This is a genomic window from Pumilibacter muris (assembly GCF_943193045.1).
Taxonomy (GTDB): Bacteria; Bacillota; Clostridia; order Christensenellales; family Pumilibacteraceae; genus Pumilibacter; species Pumilibacter muris.
In genome coordinates this window covers 23,861-41,859 of record NZ_CALPCN010000006.1, presented here as the reverse complement: position 1 = coordinate 41,859, position 17,999 = coordinate 23,861, and the positions used below count along the sequence as shown (strand labels likewise).

The 17,999-nt window shown below is 47.5% G+C and carries 15 protein-coding genes; 5 read left to right on the top strand and 10 right to left on the bottom strand.

Annotation, left to right across the window (positions count from 1 at the left end; all coding sequences use genetic code 11):
* Positions 1 to 7: 7 nt before the first annotated feature.
* Together NFR62_RS07775 and NFR62_RS07770 are read right to left on the bottom strand one after the other, a co-directional pair.
* The gene (locus NFR62_RS07775; RefSeq protein WP_251617103.1) at positions 8 to 457 is read right to left on the bottom strand and encodes a MarR family winged helix-turn-helix transcriptional regulator; all 450 of its coding nucleotides are present in this window, start codon (positions 455 to 457) and stop codon (positions 8 to 10) included.
* 272 nt (positions 458 to 729) lie between these two features.
* Positions 730 to 2,208, bottom strand: a complete 1,479-nt coding sequence (locus NFR62_RS07770; RefSeq protein ID WP_251617101.1) for a hypothetical protein — start codon at positions 2,206 to 2,208, stop codon at positions 730 to 732.
* Between the two features lie 173 nt (positions 2,209 to 2,381).
* On the opposite strand from NFR62_RS07770, the gene NFR62_RS07765 reads away from it, so the two are divergent.
* Positions 2,382 to 2,537 (top strand): hypothetical protein, encoded by a 156-nt coding sequence (locus tag NFR62_RS07765; protein ID WP_251617099.1) that lies wholly within the window; start codon positions 2,382 to 2,384, stop codon positions 2,535 to 2,537.
* A gap of 241 nt (positions 2,538 to 2,778) precedes the next feature.
* Here NFR62_RS07765 and NFR62_RS07760 read toward each other — a convergent pair whose 3' ends face one another.
* From NFR62_RS07760 to rpsL, 5 genes are all read right to left on the bottom strand, one after another.
* Entirely contained in the window at positions 2,779 to 2,964 is a 186-nt protein-coding gene (locus tag NFR62_RS07760) for a hypothetical protein (protein ID WP_251617096.1), read from the bottom strand.
* Between the two features lie 352 nt (positions 2,965 to 3,316).
* On the bottom strand, positions 3,317 to 4,513 hold the full coding sequence (gene tuf / locus NFR62_RS07755; RefSeq protein WP_251617094.1) for an elongation factor Tu: 1,197 nt from the start codon (positions 4,511 to 4,513) through the stop codon (positions 3,317 to 3,319).
* Between the two features lie 386 nt (positions 4,514 to 4,899).
* A complete protein-coding gene (gene fusA / locus NFR62_RS07750; protein WP_251617090.1) occupies positions 4,900 to 7,014 on the bottom strand; it encodes an elongation factor G in 2,115 nt (704 codons plus the stop codon).
* Between the two features lie 20 nt (positions 7,015 to 7,034).
* Positions 7,035 to 7,505, bottom strand: coding sequence for a 30S ribosomal protein S7 (rpsG, locus tag NFR62_RS07745; RefSeq protein ID WP_251617088.1), 471 nt, complete (start codon positions 7,503 to 7,505; stop codon positions 7,035 to 7,037).
* 46 nt (positions 7,506 to 7,551) lie between these two features.
* Positions 7,552 to 7,923, bottom strand: coding sequence for a 30S ribosomal protein S12 (rpsL, locus tag NFR62_RS07740; protein WP_251545922.1), 372 nt, complete (start codon positions 7,921 to 7,923; stop codon positions 7,552 to 7,554).
* 438 nt (positions 7,924 to 8,361) lie between these two features.
* On the opposite strand from rpsL, the gene NFR62_RS07735 reads away from it, so the two are divergent.
* The 4 genes from NFR62_RS07735 to nrdG all read left to right on the top strand — a co-directional run bounded on the left by NFR62_RS07735 (position 8,362) and on the right by nrdG (position 13,012).
* The gene (locus NFR62_RS07735; protein WP_251617087.1) at positions 8,362 to 9,204 is read left to right on the top strand and encodes a S1C family serine protease; all 843 of its coding nucleotides are present in this window, start codon (positions 8,362 to 8,364) and stop codon (positions 9,202 to 9,204) included.
* A 299-nt stretch (positions 9,205 to 9,503) separates the two neighbouring features.
* Complete coding sequence (locus NFR62_RS07730; protein ID WP_251617086.1) at positions 9,504 to 10,424, top strand: hypothetical protein; 921 nt, start codon at positions 9,504 to 9,506, stop codon at positions 10,422 to 10,424.
* A 17-nt stretch (positions 10,425 to 10,441) separates the two neighbouring features.
* On the top strand, positions 10,442 to 12,469 hold the full coding sequence (locus NFR62_RS07725) for an LTA synthase family protein (protein ID WP_251617085.1): 2,028 nt from the start codon (positions 10,442 to 10,444) through the stop codon (positions 12,467 to 12,469).
* Between the two features lie 21 nt (positions 12,470 to 12,490).
* Positions 12,491 to 13,012, top strand: a complete 522-nt coding sequence (gene nrdG / locus NFR62_RS07720) for an anaerobic ribonucleoside-triphosphate reductase activating protein (protein WP_251617083.1) — start codon at positions 12,491 to 12,493, stop codon at positions 13,010 to 13,012.
* A 136-nt stretch (positions 13,013 to 13,148) separates the two neighbouring features.
* On the opposite strand, the gene NFR62_RS07715 is transcribed toward nrdG, so the two are convergent.
* The 3 genes from NFR62_RS07715 to NFR62_RS07705 all read right to left on the bottom strand — a co-directional run bounded on the left by NFR62_RS07715 (position 13,149) and on the right by NFR62_RS07705 (position 17,980).
* Positions 13,149 to 15,485, bottom strand: a complete 2,337-nt coding sequence (locus NFR62_RS07715) for an anaerobic ribonucleoside triphosphate reductase (RefSeq protein WP_251617066.1) — start codon at positions 15,483 to 15,485, stop codon at positions 13,149 to 13,151.
* A 406-nt stretch (positions 15,486 to 15,891) separates the two neighbouring features.
* The gene (locus NFR62_RS07710; RefSeq protein ID WP_251617063.1) at positions 15,892 to 16,917 is read right to left on the bottom strand and encodes a Gfo/Idh/MocA family protein; all 1,026 of its coding nucleotides are present in this window, start codon (positions 16,915 to 16,917) and stop codon (positions 15,892 to 15,894) included.
* A gap of 94 nt (positions 16,918 to 17,011) precedes the next feature.
* Positions 17,012 to 17,980, bottom strand: coding sequence for a Gfo/Idh/MocA family protein (locus NFR62_RS07705; RefSeq protein ID WP_251617060.1), 969 nt, complete (start codon positions 17,978 to 17,980; stop codon positions 17,012 to 17,014).
* Positions 17,981 to 17,999: the final 19 nt, after the last annotated feature.

The following is a 17,999-nucleotide window of genomic DNA, read 5'->3' as shown; positions in this document are numbered from 1 at the left end:
TTAAAGCTTATACCCCCCCCCGCGAATTTTCGGGGTTCGGTTCGAATTTACGCCTGATTTTTCCCGAAAGTTTAAAAAAGGTGTTCTTTTCTTCGGCAGAAAGCGCCGATTCGAGGTAAGTTTCCAAACTTCTCAGCTTTTGCGCAACTTGGTTTTGCTCGGCAACCGCTTTCTCCGACAAATATATGCGTTTGCTTCTTCCGTCAGAATCAATCACGGCGCGAGTTATATAACCGCCGTTTTCAAGCTTTCCGAGAAGTTGGCTCGCCGTGCTGCGCCTCATTCCGAATTCGTTTTCAACATCTTTTTGCAAAGCGTTGCCGCCGTTCATAAAAACGAAATGCAACACCATAGACGAAACTGTGGGCACGCCGTTGTCGCAAATAGCGCTCATGCTCCGCTTCAACGCTATGTTAATTAGCCGCAATTCGTTTAAAAGCGTTTTTTCTTCAGTCAAAAGAGTTCTCTCTCCTTTTACCGTTTTAAACAGCTGTTTTTTTCGCAAAATTAGTTAGGGTGCTAACATTATACTACCGCTTGCAAATATTGTCAACAATATAATGTGACAGTAAAATGATTTTTTTATGTTATATATTTTGCTTACACAACTAATTTTAACTGTAAATCAACAGGCGTATAATAGGCAAAACTTAAATATAGCTTGGAAAAAAGAACAGATTTTCCAAAAGCGCCGAAATATTTTTAAAGCGTTTGCAAGATTACTTTGAGCTAAAAATACAAATATATTATAAACGGAGCGCCCACAACTATCGCAAGCAAAACTATCGACCTAATCCATTCAATAATCTTCACGCCTATGCCTTCTACCGTCAGTTTCGATTCGGATAATTTAAAGAGTAAGTCGAAAAATATAAGCGTAACAATTTGAACGGCGAACACGGCTATTGCGCGAACAAAACCGAAAACATTAAACATAAGCGAAAATGCGATGACGAAAATCGCGGCTATTGTGGGAGTTGTTCCGCCCGCGCCATCTATATACGCACCGTCCATTACTTTAAGAGGAATACAAGCTATTCCCACGCCTATAACAGGCAAAAGAATTTGCGCAAGCCAAAGTCCGAACGATTTTCCGCAACTTGCAAGACCGCTGCATGAGCCCTTATTGCAACTGTCAACGCACGAACCGAAAGCATTACAACCGCCGGAACATGAAAATACTCCCGAAAAAATCAGGTTCGTAACTATGTATATACCGCAAAATATGCAAATGAATTTTCCGTAAGCGCTATCCCAAACGTCGTCCGGTTGGGTACCGCAATCGAGAGCGGTGTCGCGCCGCATAAGTTGGCGGTCTATGAATATCATTAAAAGCGGAATCCAACAGCCCAGAAACAACACAGTTTTGGAACCGCCGAACGATTTCCCGCCTAAATTGCAAAACACGGCGAAAGCCGTGAACGCCACGAACAAAATAGAGTTTAGCACAAGTCCCACCCAAGATATTGTGTCGTAAGCGTCGTCGAGCCATTCGCCCACGTCTTCGAGCTTATCGCCTATACCTTCAAACAGACCCCTTATTTTGCCGAATCCGTTTCGAACCGCTCTTTTGCGAGCTTGCTTTCGATAATACTTTTCGTCGGCTTTTTCTTGCAGTATTCTCTGCTTTTCGGCATTTTCGCTTGCAACGCGTCGTTCTTCCGCTTCTTCCTCTTCGCGCCGCTTTTCGTCGCGGGTTTGCAAAACGTTTAGCCTGCTGTAAACGGTATCCAAAATTTCACCGCTTATATTTACGCCCCCAAAAAGCGTATCGGCATATCTAAAAAAGTCCTCGTCGTTCTTTTCGAAAAACTCTTTTAAACCGCCTTTTTCGCAACCGCTTCGCCACTCGCGCAAACTCTTAAACGTTCCCGAAAACTTTTTCTCCGTTTCGGGAAAAGTGTGCTTAAATTCGGGCGCATACCCTTTAAAATCAGCGGGTTTGCGCCACGCCGCGCTATTTAAAAACTCGGTTTTTTGGTATTTCGCAAGTTCCTTTTCGGTAGGTTTTTCGCTATAACCTTTTTGTTCGCATAATTTTTTAACAGACTGCTCAACGACATTGCGATACGTTTTCACGAAGTTTAAAACTTTAAGTCTGTCGTCGAGTACGTTTTTAGGCTCGATTCGCTTTTGTCGCGGCTCTATATCTTCCGCGTGGAACTTTCCTATATTTTCGAGAAATTCTTCCGCTTCTTCTCTTAACATTTTTGTTCCTCTCCTTTGTGCGAATACAATTATATCACAGTTTTTTCACATTCGCAAGTAAAGAATTACCGAGCGCGCAATTTAGCCAAAAATTTCCGATTTGAGCGAAAATAGCGGGCGAATAGTTTTTGCGCGTTTTCAAATACTACAACCGTAAGGAGGTGCCAAAAACTATGATTAAGCTTTCATCGGGTGAAATCGCTCCCAAAACCGGCGAATACAACGTTATTTCGTCTAACGGCAGATGCGTGGGAACCGTACATGTGAAAAAAGGCGACAGAATGCCGCCCACTCAAAGCTCTAACAACCATTTCGAAATCGATGCGTAAACGCAAAAAGCTTTTGAAAATATAAGAGCTTAAAAAATAAAACCGCCCGAAAGCGGTTTTATTTTTATACTGTATAAAATTGTTACTTACTCTCCGAGCTTATTCGCAGCTTCGGTTACTTCGGCGGGCACGGTTACCGTTGTAGTTCCGAACGAACCGAAAGAAACGTCTTGAAACATTTTTTCGGAATATTTAACTCCCTCGTCTTCCCATTCAAGAGACGCCGTATATAAAACTTTAACTATTTTAGTTCGTCGGCAACATACGCTTTAACCGCTTTTTCCGTATCGGCAAATTTCTGTTCCGACACAGCGACAACCGCAATTCCGTCGTCGCCTTTTTTGTCGTTGTCGCCACATGCGGCAAACGACAAACTCAAACAAACGACAACCGCCAAAATGCCAAACACTTTAATCGTCTTTTTCATTTTTAACACTCCTTTATATATTTAATATAAGCGTATTATAATATGCTTACCCCCCTGTCAAGCGTTTTTCACAAATTTTCCATACGAAGAAAACTTCCGCATTTCATATAACGTTATTTGTTCCTGTGAAAGAGACCGCCGCGCTTATCCCGCAATAACGCGGTATCAAAAGTATGCTTCGCTAACCTCGCAATAACAATGCTCCCATATTGCCGCCTTAAAGTAGCGAAGAAGCATTTTGCTAATCTTTTACCACGCTTGCAATACCCCGCTATCTTGCATAACAGAAAAGAGCCTATGCGCGTTGCGCAAAGGCTCTAAGCTTGTTTCGTTATAGTTTAAGGAATTTTCCTTATTTAATGATTTTGGCTACAACGCCCGAACCAACCGTGCGGCCGCCCTCGCGGATAGCGAAGCGGAGACCTTGCTCGGCGGCTATGGGAGCTATAAGCTGAACGGTGATGCTGATGTTGTCGCCGGGCATAACCATTTCAACGCCCTTAGGAAGTTCGATGGTGCCGGTAACGTCGGTTGTTCTGAAATAGAACTGAGGACGGTAACCGTTGAAGAACGGGGTGTGGCGTCCGCCTTCTTCCTTTTTAAGAACGTAAATTTCGGCGGTGAATTCGGTGTGCGGGGTGATGGTGCCGGGTTTGGCAATAACCTGTCCGCGCTCGATTTCTTTGCGGTCGATACCGCGAAGAAGGATACCCGCGTTGTCGCCCGCCTGAGCAAAGTCAAGGCTCTTGCGGAACATTTCGATACCGGTAACAACGCTCGCTTTCGTGGGTTTGATACCAACGATTTCAACGGGGTCTTGAACCTTGATTTGTCCGCGCTCTACTCTGCCGGTTGCAACGGTGCCGCGACCGGTGATGGTGAACACGTCTTCAACAGGCATAAGGAAAGGCTTGTCGGTGTCGCGCACGGGAGCGGGAATCTCGGTGTCTACGGTATTCATAAGGTCGTAAATGGGCTTGATAGCGGGGTCGTCGGTTTTGCCTGCCATAGCCGCTTCGAGAGCCTTAACGGCGCTGCCGCGAATAATCTTGGTGCCTTCGAAGCCGTAGCTTTCGAGAAGCTCGGTAACTTCCATTTCCACGAGGTCGAGAAGTTCTTCGTCGTCAACAAGGTCTGTTTTGTTAAGGAACACTACAATCTTGGGCACGCCAACCTGACGGGCAAGCAAGATGTGCTCGCGGGTCTGAGGCATGGGGCCGTCGGTAGCCGCAACAACGAGGATTGCGCCGTCCATTTGCGCCGCGCCCGTTATCATGTTTTTAACGTAGTCGGCGTGGCCCGGACAGTCAACGTGAGCGTAGTGACGGGTTTCCGTCTGATACTCAACGTGAGCGGTGTTAATGGTGATGCCGCGCGCCTTCTCTTCGGGAGCCGAGTCGATTTCGTCGTATTTTTTCTTTTCCGCAAGACCCTTAGCCGCGAGCGCCATTGTTATAGCGGCGGTAAGAGTGGTTTTGCCGTGGTCAACGTGGCCGATGGTGCCGATGTTAACGTGCGGCTTGCTTCTGTCGAATTTAGCTTTTGCCATAATAATTTTTCCTCCAAATTTTTTATACGGATTTTTATTTTTTGTTTTTTAATTTTGTTGTTTTCCTTCCGACAACGATATTATACCAAAGCCGAAAGAATTTTTCAATCGTTTTAACCGCTTTTGTAAAAGTTTTAGCTTTAAGATTTCTCCGCTCCGCTTCGCTTCGGTCGAAATGACAGTGTAACAAACGTTATTCCGGTTATAATACTTGCCACTACTCGCAATTCGCGCCATAAGGTGGCGAAGAGCGGTTCAGAAATCGGACTTTCGCGGGCGTGTACCGCGAAAGGACTCCTTATTAAGTTCGCCCAACACGGATTAAGCAAGGAAGTGTGCCGTCGGCACACGCGCCGTAGCGCCGTGTTGTGTTTGGGCGACAATTTTTAGTTTTTGGCGCGGTCGCCTATTATCTTCTCCGCCACGTTACGAGGCACTTCGGAATAATGGTCGAAAGTCATGGTGTACTGTCCGCGTCCTTGCGTGCGACTTCTGAGGTCGGTAGCATAACCGAACATTTCGCTTAGCGGAATTTCGGCGCGAATTTCCTGACTTCCGTTTATGGTTTCCATGCCGAGCAGATTGCCTCTGCGCGAGCTTACGTTGCCCATAACGTCGCCCAAATACTCTTCGGGAAGGTTGATTTCAACGCGCATTATAGGTTCCATAATAACGGGGTCGGCTTTGCGCATGCCTTCTTTAAACGCCATGCTGCCCGCAATTTTGAACGCCATTTCGGACGAGTCGACTTCGTGATACGAGCCGTCGATAACGGTAACTTTGAAGTCGACGGTTTCGTAGCCCGCGAGCACGCCGCTTTGCTTGGCTTCGCGAATGCCGTTGTCCACAGCGGGGATATACTCTTTGGGAATACTTCCGCCAACGGTTTTATCTTCGAATTCGTAGCCTTTGCCGGGTTCGAGCGGTTCCATAATGATTTTGCAGTGTCCGTACTGACCCTTGCCGCCGCTCTGACGGATATACTTGCCTTCCACTTCCACTTTTTTGCGGATAGCTTCGCGGTAAGCAACCTGAGGCTTGCCTACGTTTGCTTCCACCTTAAATTCGCGCAAAAGTCTGTCTACGATAATTTCAAGGTGCAACTCGCCCATACCCGCGATAATCGTCTGACCGGTCTCTTGGTCGGTATACGTTTTAAAGGTGGGGTCCTCTTCGGCGAGTTTTACGAGCGCCATAGTCATTTTTTCTTGCGAAGCTTTGGTTTTGGGCTCGATAGCAACGCGAATAACGGGTTCGGGGAATTCCATGCTTTCAAGCACGATAGGCTTGTTGGGGTCACACAGAGTGTCGCCCGTTGTGGTGTCTTTAAGCCCTACGAACGCGCATATGTCGCCCGCGAAAATCTCTTCGATTTCGGTGCGGTTGTTCGCGTGCATCATAAGAATACGCCCTATGCGCTCTTTCTTGTTCTTGGTGCTGTTAAGAACGTAAGAACCCGATTGAAGCGTTCCCGAGTAGCAACGGAAAAACGCGAGTTTTCCCACGAACGGGTCTGCCATAATCTTGAACGCAAGACCCGAGAACGGAGCCGCGTCGCTCGTTTCGCGCTCTTCCACAACGTCGCTGTCCACAAGGGTGCCTTTAACGTTGGGAATATCGAGCGGCGAGGGCATAAAGTCTACGATTGCGTCCAAAAGTTTTTGAACGCCCTTGTTTTTGAACGAACTGCCGCACGTTACGGGGTTTATTTTCATTTCGATTGTGAGCTTGCGAATCGCCTTTTTGATTTCCGCAACGGTGAAATCCGCTCCCTCGTTTTCGAAATAACGCTCCATTAAAGCGTCGTCAGCCTCCGCAACCACTTCGAGAAGTTTAGCGCGGTATTCTTCGGCTTGCGCTTTGAGCTCGGCGGGAATGTCGGTTTCGTCCATTACCGTGCCCAAATCGTCTTTGTAAATGTCCGCTTTCATCGCCACGAGGTCTATAACGCCCACAAACGTGTCGGCGGCGCCTATCGGCAACTGAATAGCCACAGGGTTCGCTTTAAGACGGGTGCGCATCATATCCATAACGTTGAAGAAGTTCGCGCCCTCGCGGTCCATTTTGTTTACGTAGGCAATACGGGGAACGCCGTATTTGTCCGCCTGACGCCAAACAGTTTCGGACTGCGGCTGAACGCCGCCGCGAGCGCAGAACACCGCTACGGAACCGTCGAGCACTTTAAGGCTGCGCTCCACCTCAACGGTGAAGTCAACGTGACCCGGTGTGTCTATAATGTTTATACGCGTGTAAGGCTCGGTACTTCCCGCGCTGCGGTCTACTCTCCACTGCGTGGTGGTTGCCGCGCTCGTTATGGTGATGCCGCGTTCTTGCTCTTGCGCCATCCAGTCCATTGTTGCGGCTCCCTCGTGAACCTCGCCTATTTTATGCGTTTTGCCCGTGTAGTACAGGATGCGCTCCGTCGTGGTGGTTTTACCCGCGTCGATATGCGCCATAATTCCTATATTACGGACGTTTTTTAAATCGTACTGTCTTGCCATATTATATTCTCTCTCTTAAATTACCAACGGTAGTGAGCGAACGCCTTGTTCGCTTCCGCCATACGGTGCATCTCTTCTTTACGTTTTACCGACGCACCCGCGTTATTATACGCGTCCATAAGCTCTCCCGCGAGCTTTTCTTTCATCGTCTTTTCGCTGCGCTTTCTCGAAAACATTACGAGCCAACGAATTGCGAGGGTTTGACGACGGTCGGGACGGATTTCCATAGGCACCTGATAGGTGCTGCCGCCCACTCTGCGAGCTTTAACCTCCAAAAGCGGCTTAACGTTTTCGAGTGCCTGATTAAAAACGTCGAGCGGCTCTAAGTTGAGCTTTTCTTTAACTATATCGAATGCGTCGTACACAATAGCCTGAGCGGTGCCTTTTTTTCCGTCGAGCATAATCTGGTTTACAAGCTTGGTTATAACCTTGCTACCGTAAACGGGGTCGGGCAACACGTCGCGCTTAGGGACGCCATTTCTTCTGGGCATAACTTTTTTACCTCCTTACAGAATTTTTGTTTTATTGTTGCGAATATTACTTCGCGCGCTTCGCGCCGTATTTCGAGCGAGCTTGCTTGCGCTTTGCCACACCCGCAGTGTCTAACGCACCGCGTATGATGTGATACCGAACGCCGGGCAAATCCTTCACTCTGCCTCCACGAATCAGCACGACGCTATGTTCTTGCAGATTGTGTCCGATACCCGGAATGTAAACCGTGCCTTCCATCTTGTTCACAAGACGGACTCTTGCAATTTTGCGAATTGCCGAGTTGGGCTTTTTAGGGGTGGTCGTGGTAACCGACAAGCACACTCCCCGCTTTTGCGGATTGTTGTCCAAAATAGGACTGAGCGACTTGAAAACGGGTTTTTCGCGGCCTTTCCTTATAAGCTGGTTAATCGTAGGCATTATTACTCTACCTCCTTTTTGAGTAGTCTTGCCCGCCTCAATAAAACTTAAATTCTTTTATAAGGCAGGTCTTTTTCTTTCTTACCTTGTGCCGCCGCTCCTTTTCAGGCAAAAGAGCGCAAACAAACACAAGCGCACACCTTTCAGCATGCGCTATAATATTCTATCACACAGCCTTAGCCCCCGTCAACTGTTTTTAAGGTAGTTTTATTAAAAGAAAAGAAAGCGTCTTTTGATTTTTATTTGTTCCCTTTCGTTCAGTATCGGGCTATACGTTATGGGGCACAATAAGCGGCGAAAGCGGGTTTTAATCTTATTTTAATTTCCGTAACTAAATTCTAATTTGCAACGCATTTATTTTGCGGCTTTCGACACAAGTTCCACACTTTAAAGCTGTATAATTGCAATATAAATACTTTGACGGGAGGACACGACACTTTGAACGACAGACGCGACGAAGAAATAAAGGTTGTTGCGGCGAGCGCGCCCAAGCGCGACAAACGCCTTATAGTTTTAATAGTGTGCCTTTGCGTGGCGGTTGCGCTCGCAATCGGCGCCGTCGGCGGCTTTATAGGGCACGCCATAGGTAAAAGCAACGTTACGGTTATTCATTCGCAAGACGGCAACGTGTCGCAACTCTCGCAAATAAACGAGCGTTCGATTGTCGACGTTGTAGACGAAGTGGCGGATTCGGTTGTGGAAATAGAATGTACCGTTCTCGTGCAAAGCGGTGGCGGTTGGTTTCAACGCCCCACCACATACAGCGCGACGAGCGCGGGTAGCGGCGTTATAATATCCGCCGACGGCACAATAGTAACTAATCACCACGTTATAGAGGGCGCGACGCAAATAAAAGTGCGGCTTAGAAACAGCGAAGAACACACCGCCTCGCTCGTCGGCTCCGACCAAAGCCACGACATAGCCGTGCTCAAAATTTCAGCCGAAAATCTTACTTACGCCACGTTCGGCACCTACGAACTAAAAGTAGGGCAAACGGTTGTTGTTATAGGCAATCCGCTCGGAAAACTCGGCGGCTCGGTAACCGACGGCATAATCAGCGCGCTCGACCGCGACATTTCTATCGACGGCGTAACCATGCGGCTGTTGCAAACGAACGCTTCGATTAACTCCGGCAATTCGGGCGGCGGCATGTTCGACCTCGACGGCAGACTTATAGGCATAGTAAACGCAAAATCCACAGGAACGGACGTCGAGGGTCTCGGATTCGCCATTCCCGCCGACGTGGCGCTTTCGGTGGTTACCGAAATTCTCTCGGCTTAAAAATTCTTTCCTTCCGCTTCTCCTTGTTGTGCGCGGAAAGCTAACGCTATGTAAGCTTTCCGCCGCGCATTATTTTACACGGCGGCGCGCCTTACAAAATGAGTCGCGTCGCTTTTTCGATTCAATCGGTTTTAAATTCTTGCCAAAACGGAAAAAATCGGCTATAATATGGGTTGAACTGCCGCCGCCTTACAAAATCGTGAGAATGTAGCAAGGCTCGGTTATGCAAAAAAACACTTGTTATATTATATAATAACGGTGGCGGGCGAAAAAAACGGCGCATAAAAAAAGGAAAGGCTATGAACGGGCAAGAGCGGACAAATAAAAACGGCGAGACGCAGACAACGGAAGAGTTGTCGGCTTTTTCATCCGCCGATTTAACAAAAACCGACGAAGCCATTTCCGCGCTTGCCGGAATTATAGACGAAAAAACGGAAAATTGCTGTGCGCAATCTTGCAAAGCGGTTGCGGACTCAACCGAACCCGCCGACTGCGAAACCGTTTCTCAACAAAACGAAAAGCCTTCGCTATCCCCCGCAGAACAAAAGAGTTTGGCGATAAAATATATTGTGTTTGCGGCAATCGCGCTTGCGGGAATGTATTTCGTTCAAATTTTTCATGCGTTCGCGCCATTGTTCGACAAAATATATTACGGCAATCTTACAACGATTTTCTTTTACGCATGCAACGTAATTTTTTGGATTCCGTTTATTGCGGTTTTATATAAACAAATAAAAAAACACACGGGCTACAAAGTTTTTCGCCGCAGTCGCACGGAATTGTCGCTTAAACGCAGTTTAATTATATACGCGTGCGCGCTCGTGCCCATTTTTATAGTGAGCGCGGCGCTCGGCTTCGAAATTAAAGTTGTGTTCGAACTCGGCAAAAAAGTTACGGGTATGCAGCTTACCACCAACGCGGTTATGTATGTGCACGGCGCCGTAAAACTTATAATAACGGTTATAATAATACAACTCGTGCAAGAGGCTGCCGAACTATTGTATAAAGGCAAATACTCCGCCTATATCCCTTTCGGCGGCATAGCCGCTTGTCTTATTTGCGGCTTTACCGACGTTATAGTGGCATACGGCACAAACTTGTTCACAATGTTTGCGTGGCTTTACGTTGCGTTCACTCTACTATACGGCGTAATTTATCTACTTAGCAAAAAGAACTTTTTCGTCACTTATTTTGTAAGTTTGATTATATATATTTTGTAAACAAAGGCAAAAAGGTTATGAAAGAAAAATTCGTGCGGTTTTTAAAATCGAATTTCATAATTTGGGCGTTCCTCGCCATAATGCTTATTATAGAGCTTACGGGAGTATGCGTTACAAGCGGTAAGTTTTTTATTCGCCGCCCTTTTATGTTTTTATCTTTGCTCGCCGTTTTCACGGCTGTGTTGTTCGCAATAAAGAGTCAGCGCGGACGGTATTGGTGCGCTTTCGTGCTTATGTTAGTTCTTTTCGTGCTCGACCTTATTTTTATTGTGGTATTCGCCATGACGGGCTCCACTTTCGATTTTTCGATGTTAAAGCTGAGAGCCGACGCTATGGCGATTGTGGAGAGCGTCCCCATAAACTTTGTGTACGTTCTCGTGTCGGGCTTGTGCATAAGCCTATACATGCTTTTGGCTCGCCATTACATAAAAATAGCGCCCGCCCCCGCGCGGATATTGCCGCGCGCCGCAGTAGCGGGCATTATGACGGCGGTGCTCGCCTTTCACGGCTGCATGGCGTACACCGAAAACCGCCACTATAACCCCGCCGACCTCAGCTACAAACTGTACGACGCGAACGACAGTTCGTATTACGACAGAGGTATTTTGGGCAATTTCGTAGACGAACTGTATAAAGGCGCGTTCTTTAACAAGGTTGGTCTCGGCGACGAAAACGAACTTGAAAATTTTATCTACGACGAAAGCAAAATAAGCAAACCTACGAGCATGTTCGGAAAAGCGGAAGGCTACAACGTTGTAACCGTGCTTGCCGAAAGCTTCGAATGGTTCAGCTTTATGGCGGGATTGCCCGACGCGGGTCTTGCCGACGCCTATCCCGGCGGCTTTAAAGTCGGCGAATCGGTTTTGCGCACGCTTTACCCCAACTTATACGAGCTTTACGACACCTCAACGGTTTGCTTAAACCACCATTCGCGCGAAAAAACCGACATATCCGAAAATCAATCTATAATAGGCAATTATCCCACCAACTGCTTTATTAACTACGACTACACGGAAAACACCGTTCCCTACTCGGTTCCAAACATAATGAAAGAATTGTTCGGCGTGCAATCGCTGTCGTTCCACAACGGGGTTTACACATTTTACAACCGCAATATCCACCACGAAAACGTTCTCGGCTTTAAAAAATTCTACGCGAGCGAACAGATGGCTGAACGTTACCCCGACGCTTTCACAAACTACGAAGCGGAAACGGGCGAACGCAACCTCGACAGCGAAATGATTGCGGCATGCAAAGAAGAAATGTTCCCCGCCGACCGAAGATTCAACACATACATAACGTCTATAACAATGCACGGGCAATTCGCAAACCGCGAAAATCTTGCGCCTCATTACCAAACGTTATTCGACGCGGGAATAGCCGACGATTACGCCGACGAAACGCGCAGCCTCGAAGACGCCGACCCGTTTATTCATTACGCCGCTTGCGCGCTCGAATTCGACAAAGCGATAGGCGAAATGCTTAGCTACCTAAAAAATACGAAAGACGGCGAAGGCACTCCGCTTATAAACAAAACTCTCATAGTGCTTTTCGGCGACCACAACGCCTACTACCAAACGCTTTCGAACGACGTTAAAAACCTGTACTTAAACGAAGAAAACGGCAGAAACTACACCGACCTGTTCCGCGTGCCCATGATGGTGCGCATAGGAAATCAAACCGAGCAAAAACTTATAACCAAATTCACTACGACAACAGACATAGTGCCCACAATACTCGATTTGCTCGGCGTTAAGTTTTACGGGAATATTTTATACGGAAGCAGCATATACGGCGACGAAGAAAGCATAATTTATTCACGCGCCTACGACGTTTTTATAACCGACAAACTGTTCTTCTCGTCGCTAAACAATATAAAATATCAGGCGCCTGACGTAACCGACGAATATATAAACACAATCAAACAAAAAGCGCTTGTGTTGCTCGATAAAACAAGCCACGTCAACAGAATTTTTTACTACGACTTTTTAAGCGGCGAACGCGAAAAAACGTTTTACAATAAGTTAAAAGAGTTAAACGCGTAAGCGCCGAAGGACTGCGAAAATATGCTCGACACAAACGAAATTTTAAGACTTGCGGATATTGTGCCCGAATCGGTGGTAGACGGCAAAGGCATACGCATGACGGTTTTCGTGCAAGGTTGCAGACACGCCTGCAAAGGATGCCATAATCCGGGAACGTGGGACGAAAACGGCGGCGCCGAATATTCAGTTAATTATGTGGCGGATTTGGCAAAAAAGAATCCGTTGCTCGACGGTTTGACTTTTTCGGGCGGCGAACCGTTTTTGCAACCGAAACCGCTCAACGAACTTGCAAAGTGGTGCCACGCTAACTCTTTAAACGTTTGGTGCTATTCGGGATATACCTACGAGCAACTTTGCTCGCTCGGCGAAAAAGACGGCGACGTGCGCGAACTTTTAAACAACATAGACGTGCTTGTGGACGGTCCTTTTATAGAGGCGCAAAAAGATTTGACGCTTGCGTTCAGAGGCTCTTCAAACCAACGAGTGCTCGATATGAACGAAACGCGTAAAACGGGAAAACCCGCGCTTTTAAAAGGCGTGTAAATTTTCAACCGAAAACAAAGCGGAGAAATCTTTAAGATTTCTCCGCTTTTTATTTTGCGTTTTATAACTTTTAAACAAACTTTACCGCCGTGAAAAATTCGGCAAGCATAGCTGCGTGCAAGCCTTTTTCACTCGCCTATTTTTTCTTTCCTTTAATCGCACCGCCCGCGAGCCCGTGTTTCACTCTGTCGTGTTCTTCGGCGGCTTTGGCGTTGTTAAAGCGTTCGAGCGTTCCCACAAGATAGCCCGTTATTCTGCGTATGCGTTCGAATCCGAAATCGCCGTCGCATTCCTTTCTGCCGCACTTGGGGCATGTGTCGCCTATTACGCCGGTGTATCCGCAAAGCGGGTCGCGGTCTACGGGGTGATTTATAGAGCCGTAGCCTATGTTGCACTCTTTCATGTAGCGAATTACTTTCATAAACGCTTCCACGTTGTTCACGGTGTCGCCATCGAGCTCGACGTACGATATGTGTCCGCCATTCGTGAGCGCGTGATAAGGCGCTTCGAGACGGATTTTATCGAATGCGGAAATTTTATAATATACGGGAACGTGGAAAGAGTTGGTGTAATAATCGCGGTCGGTAACTCCCTGAATTTTGCCGTACTTTTTCTTGTCTATGCGCACGAATCTGCCCGAAAGCCCTTCGGCGGGAGTAGCTATAAGCGAGAAGTTAAGCCCCGTTTTTTCGGTGGCTTCGTCCATGCGCTTGCGCATGTGCCCCACAATTTCAAGTCCTAAATTTTGAGCCTCTTCCGATTCGCCGTGATGCTTTCCTATAAGCGACTTCAAGCACTCGGCAAGACCTATAAAGCCGCATGTAAGCGTGCCTTGCTTTAACACCTCGCCCACTTCGTCTTCGGGTCCGAGCTTGTCGGAGCCGAGCCACACGCCCTGCCCCATAAGAAACGGATAGTTCTTAACTTTCTTTTTGCACTGAATGGAAAACCTTTCGAGGAGCTGCTCAATAACCACGTCTATAACTCTATCGAGCTGTTCGAAGAAAAGTTCGACGTTGCCTTTGCTCTTTATTGCAAGACGGGGCAAGTTCACCGACGTAAAGCTGAGGTTGCCTCTTCCCGTAACAATTTCGTTGCTCGGGTCGTAAGAATTGCCTATAACGCGCGTGCGGCACCCCATGTATGCTATTTCGGTTTCCTTTCTGCCGGGAACGTAATACTGCAAATTAAAAGGCGCGTCTATAAACGAGAAGTTAGGGAAAAGTCTTTTCGCGCTGCATTCGCAAGAGAGCACGAACAAATCGTAGTTGGGGTCGCCGGGATTGTAATTTACGCCCTCTTTAACCTTAAAAATCTGTATCGGGAAAATGGGCGTTTCGCCGTTGCCGAGCCCCGACTCCGTAGCTTTTAAAAGGTTTTTCACGAGCATTCTTCCCTCGCTCGAAGTATCCGTTCCGTAGTTTATCGACGAGAACGGAATTTGAGCGCCGGCGCGCGAATGCATGGTGTTAAGGTTGTGCACAAGCGCTTCCATAGCTTGATATGTGGCGCGCTCGGTTTCGGGCAGCGCGCGCTCTAACGCGAACGCCTGAGCCTTTGCCACAACGTCGGCTGAATAATTCTTCTTTAATATTTCCGCTTCTTTTTCGGCATAGCCGTTGTTGTTGTCGAGAACGGGTTTTAACCCGAAATCGTTTTTAATCTTCTCGGCAGCCGAAATAGCCACGTCGGAGGCAGCCCTGTCGCCCGATAAGAGTTCGAGCGCGCGACCCAAATTGTCGCGGTAATTGCGGGCGTAGGTTTTTGCAACGCCGGGAGCAAGGTCGTAATCGAAGTTGGGAATACTTTGCCCGCCGTGTTGGTCGTTTTGGTTACTTTGCACGGCTATGCAGGCAAGGCTCGCATACGAAGCTATATGATTAGGCTCGCGCAAAAAGCCGTGCCCTGTGGAAAAGCCGCCAGTAAACAATTTGTCGAGGTCTATTTGGCAACAAGTTGTTGTAAGCGTCAAAAAGTCGAGGTCGTGAATATGAATGTCGCCGCTTTTGTGCATTTCGCTGTGGCGGGGATTTAGAACGCACATTTCATAAAACTGTTTTGCGCTCTCGCTACCGTATTTGAGCATGGTGCCCATTGCGGTGTCGCCGTCTATGTTGGCGTTTTCGCGTTTAACGTCGTTTTCGCGCGCTTCCTTAAAAGTAAGCTCTTCGAGCGTGCGCATAAGGCGGGTGTTCGATTCGCGTATGCGAGTGCGTTCCGCGCGGTAAAGTATGTATTCTTTTGCCGTGCGCACAAGTCCGTTCTCTATAAGAACGGCCTCAACCTTATCTTGCACCTCTTCCACAGTGGGAACGTAGTCGGCGGAAAATCCCTCTTCCACCTGCTTGGCAAGCGTTTTGGCTTGCGCCACGCCGCTGATTTTCGCGGCTTTCAAAGCTTTGGCGATTGCCGCCTCAATCTTGGAACTTTCGAATTCAACCTTCCGTCCGTCGCGCTTGATAATTTGTTTCATAAGATTTCCTCCATTGTTCTCTGCGGGTCTTGTTCTATTTTATTCGCTTAAACGAAAAAAATACAATATATGGATTATTTATTATCTTTTCCCGATTTTAACCACTATATATAGTGCCGAATTTGTCGGTGAGTGCTTTGATTATACTACCGCGAAGCAATGCGTGTCAACAGTTTTCGCACAAATTATTTGCATTAAATTTTCAAAAAACAACAACAAAACGCTTGACAAAAAACTTGTTCGTTTAAGCCCGAGAATGCCGTTTTACGGTTATAAAAGCGTTTGCGCATACTTATGCCGAAATAGCGGCGCACGCCGCGCAACGCCGCATTATTCAAACGACGACGCATAAAAAAGAGACGGTCGCATACTTGCACCGCCTCTTTTCGTTTATTTAAAAATACGTCTATTTTAGTTTTACCGGCTTGCCCGTTTTGCCGCTCTCGTAAATTCCGCAAACTATTTTTTGAATTTTAAGAGCCTCTTTCCCGCTTATTTCGGGCGCGCGTTTTTCGTGCACGCTGCGGTAAAACTCGTCTATTTGCTTAACGTGCTGAAATCCCCAGTAATCTTTGCCGTTTTCGTACACAAGATTGTCGGCGCTTTGCTTAACGTGCACCTCTCTGCCGTCGGTAAACGTTATCCACGCGTCGTCGTAGGTTAGCACAACTTTGCCTTTTTCACAAAGCAATCTTATTTCTATGGGCTCGTCGCAACCGTAGTTGTTCATTGCCCAAAAAGCGTAGCGGGTGCCGTTCTCGTAAGTTATAAGACCTTCGGCGGTATCCTCAACTTCCATAACGCAATGCCCGCGATTAGCGTAGCTCGCGCTCACTTGTGCGGGCTCGCTTTCAACAAACCAGTTCACAAGGTCGAGCGAATGAATAGCTTGGTCTATAATCACTCCGCCGCCCTCTTTATCCCATGTGCCTTTCCAATCGGAGCCGTTGTAATAGTCGTCGGGACGGAACCAGGTTAGAGTGCTGCGCGCCGAAATAACGTTGCCGAGTTCGCCGCTTTCAAGCGTTTTCTTAACGAGTTGCGACGCGTCGTTATAACGGCACTGAAATATAACTCCGTAATTCACTCCGTTTTTTTCCGCCGCTTTCACGCACTCTTCGCCGTCGGCGTAACGAATAGACATAGGCTTTTCGCACAGCACGTTCACGCCGTGTTCGAGAGCGAACTGCGACGCCACAGGGTGCAGATAATGCGGCAGGCAAACGTGCGCTATATCCGGTTTTAATTCGGTAAGCATTTTTTCGTAGTCGTAATACGCAACCGTGCCGAATTTTTTCGCAGCCTTGTCGGCTCTGTCTTTTTTAATATCGCACACGCCCACAAGCTCGGTGTCGGTTCTGTGCATTACGGGCGTAACGTGCATTGTGAATATGTTTCCGCACCCTATTATAACGGTTTTCAATTTTTTCATAAGAGTTCCTTATATTCGAGATTGTCGCGTCTTGAAGCGACCGTTTCGCTTATAGCAGGCACTTTTTGGCGCTCAAAAAGGCTGATAAAGATTGTTATTTAATTTCCTCGCGCACAAACTTCACCGATTCCACCGCGTCCGCAAGCCCCGCCTTTTCGGGATGCTTGCCTTCTTTTAAGCAATCGGTAAAATATTTGAGTTCGTTAAAGTATCCGCCCAAATCGGATATGTTGCCCGCTCCCTCTACTTGCGCGTTAAACGCCTTTGTAAGTTGAACGTTTTCAACGCCGCCGTCGGTGTAAAGTTTTAATCCTTCGTGAGAGTATTCGGCAACCGCGTTTTCGAATTTTACGCGGTAAAACATTTCAAACGGGAAATCGGCGGGCAAATCCCAAGAACCTTCCACCGTAACAACCTTGTCGCCGTAATTCGCTATCGCCGCAACATAACTGTTGTTTTCTCCGCCGTGAGCCACCGCCGAATGGAAAGTTTTCGGTTTCCCGAACGCATACAACATGTAGTCGATGTCGTGAATATGCAAGTCGAGCGCCGCGCCGCCGCTCTTTTCGGCATTGCGGAACCAGTGTTCCCAACCGTCGGGTCGGGGCGAAAGGCGGCGGAACATTGCGTTCACCACTTTGCCGTATTTGCCGCCGTCTATAAGTTCTTTAAGCCAAACGTATTCGTCCCAAAAGCGAATAACCTGCCCCACTTGCACGCCCGCGCCCGTTTCGCGCTGAACTTTTAAGAGTTTTTCTCCCTCTTTCACGGTGAACGTTACCGGCTTTTCCACAAACACGTTTTTCACTTTTCTCATTGCCGCTTCGGCATGAGCCGCATGCAAATATGTGGGCAAGCAAATGTCAAGCGCGTCAACGTTCTCGTTTTCAATAAGTTCCATGCCCGTAGAGTAAATTTTGGCGTTGCTCAATTTTGCGAGAGCTTCCGCCTTATCGCGTTGCAAATCGGCAACCGCCACAACTTGCACGCCCTCGATTGCGTTGTAGCAATTAGCGTGCATAGTGCCCATAAACCCGCATCCTATAAGTCCTATTTTAAGCATTTTTCCTTTCTCCTTTTTT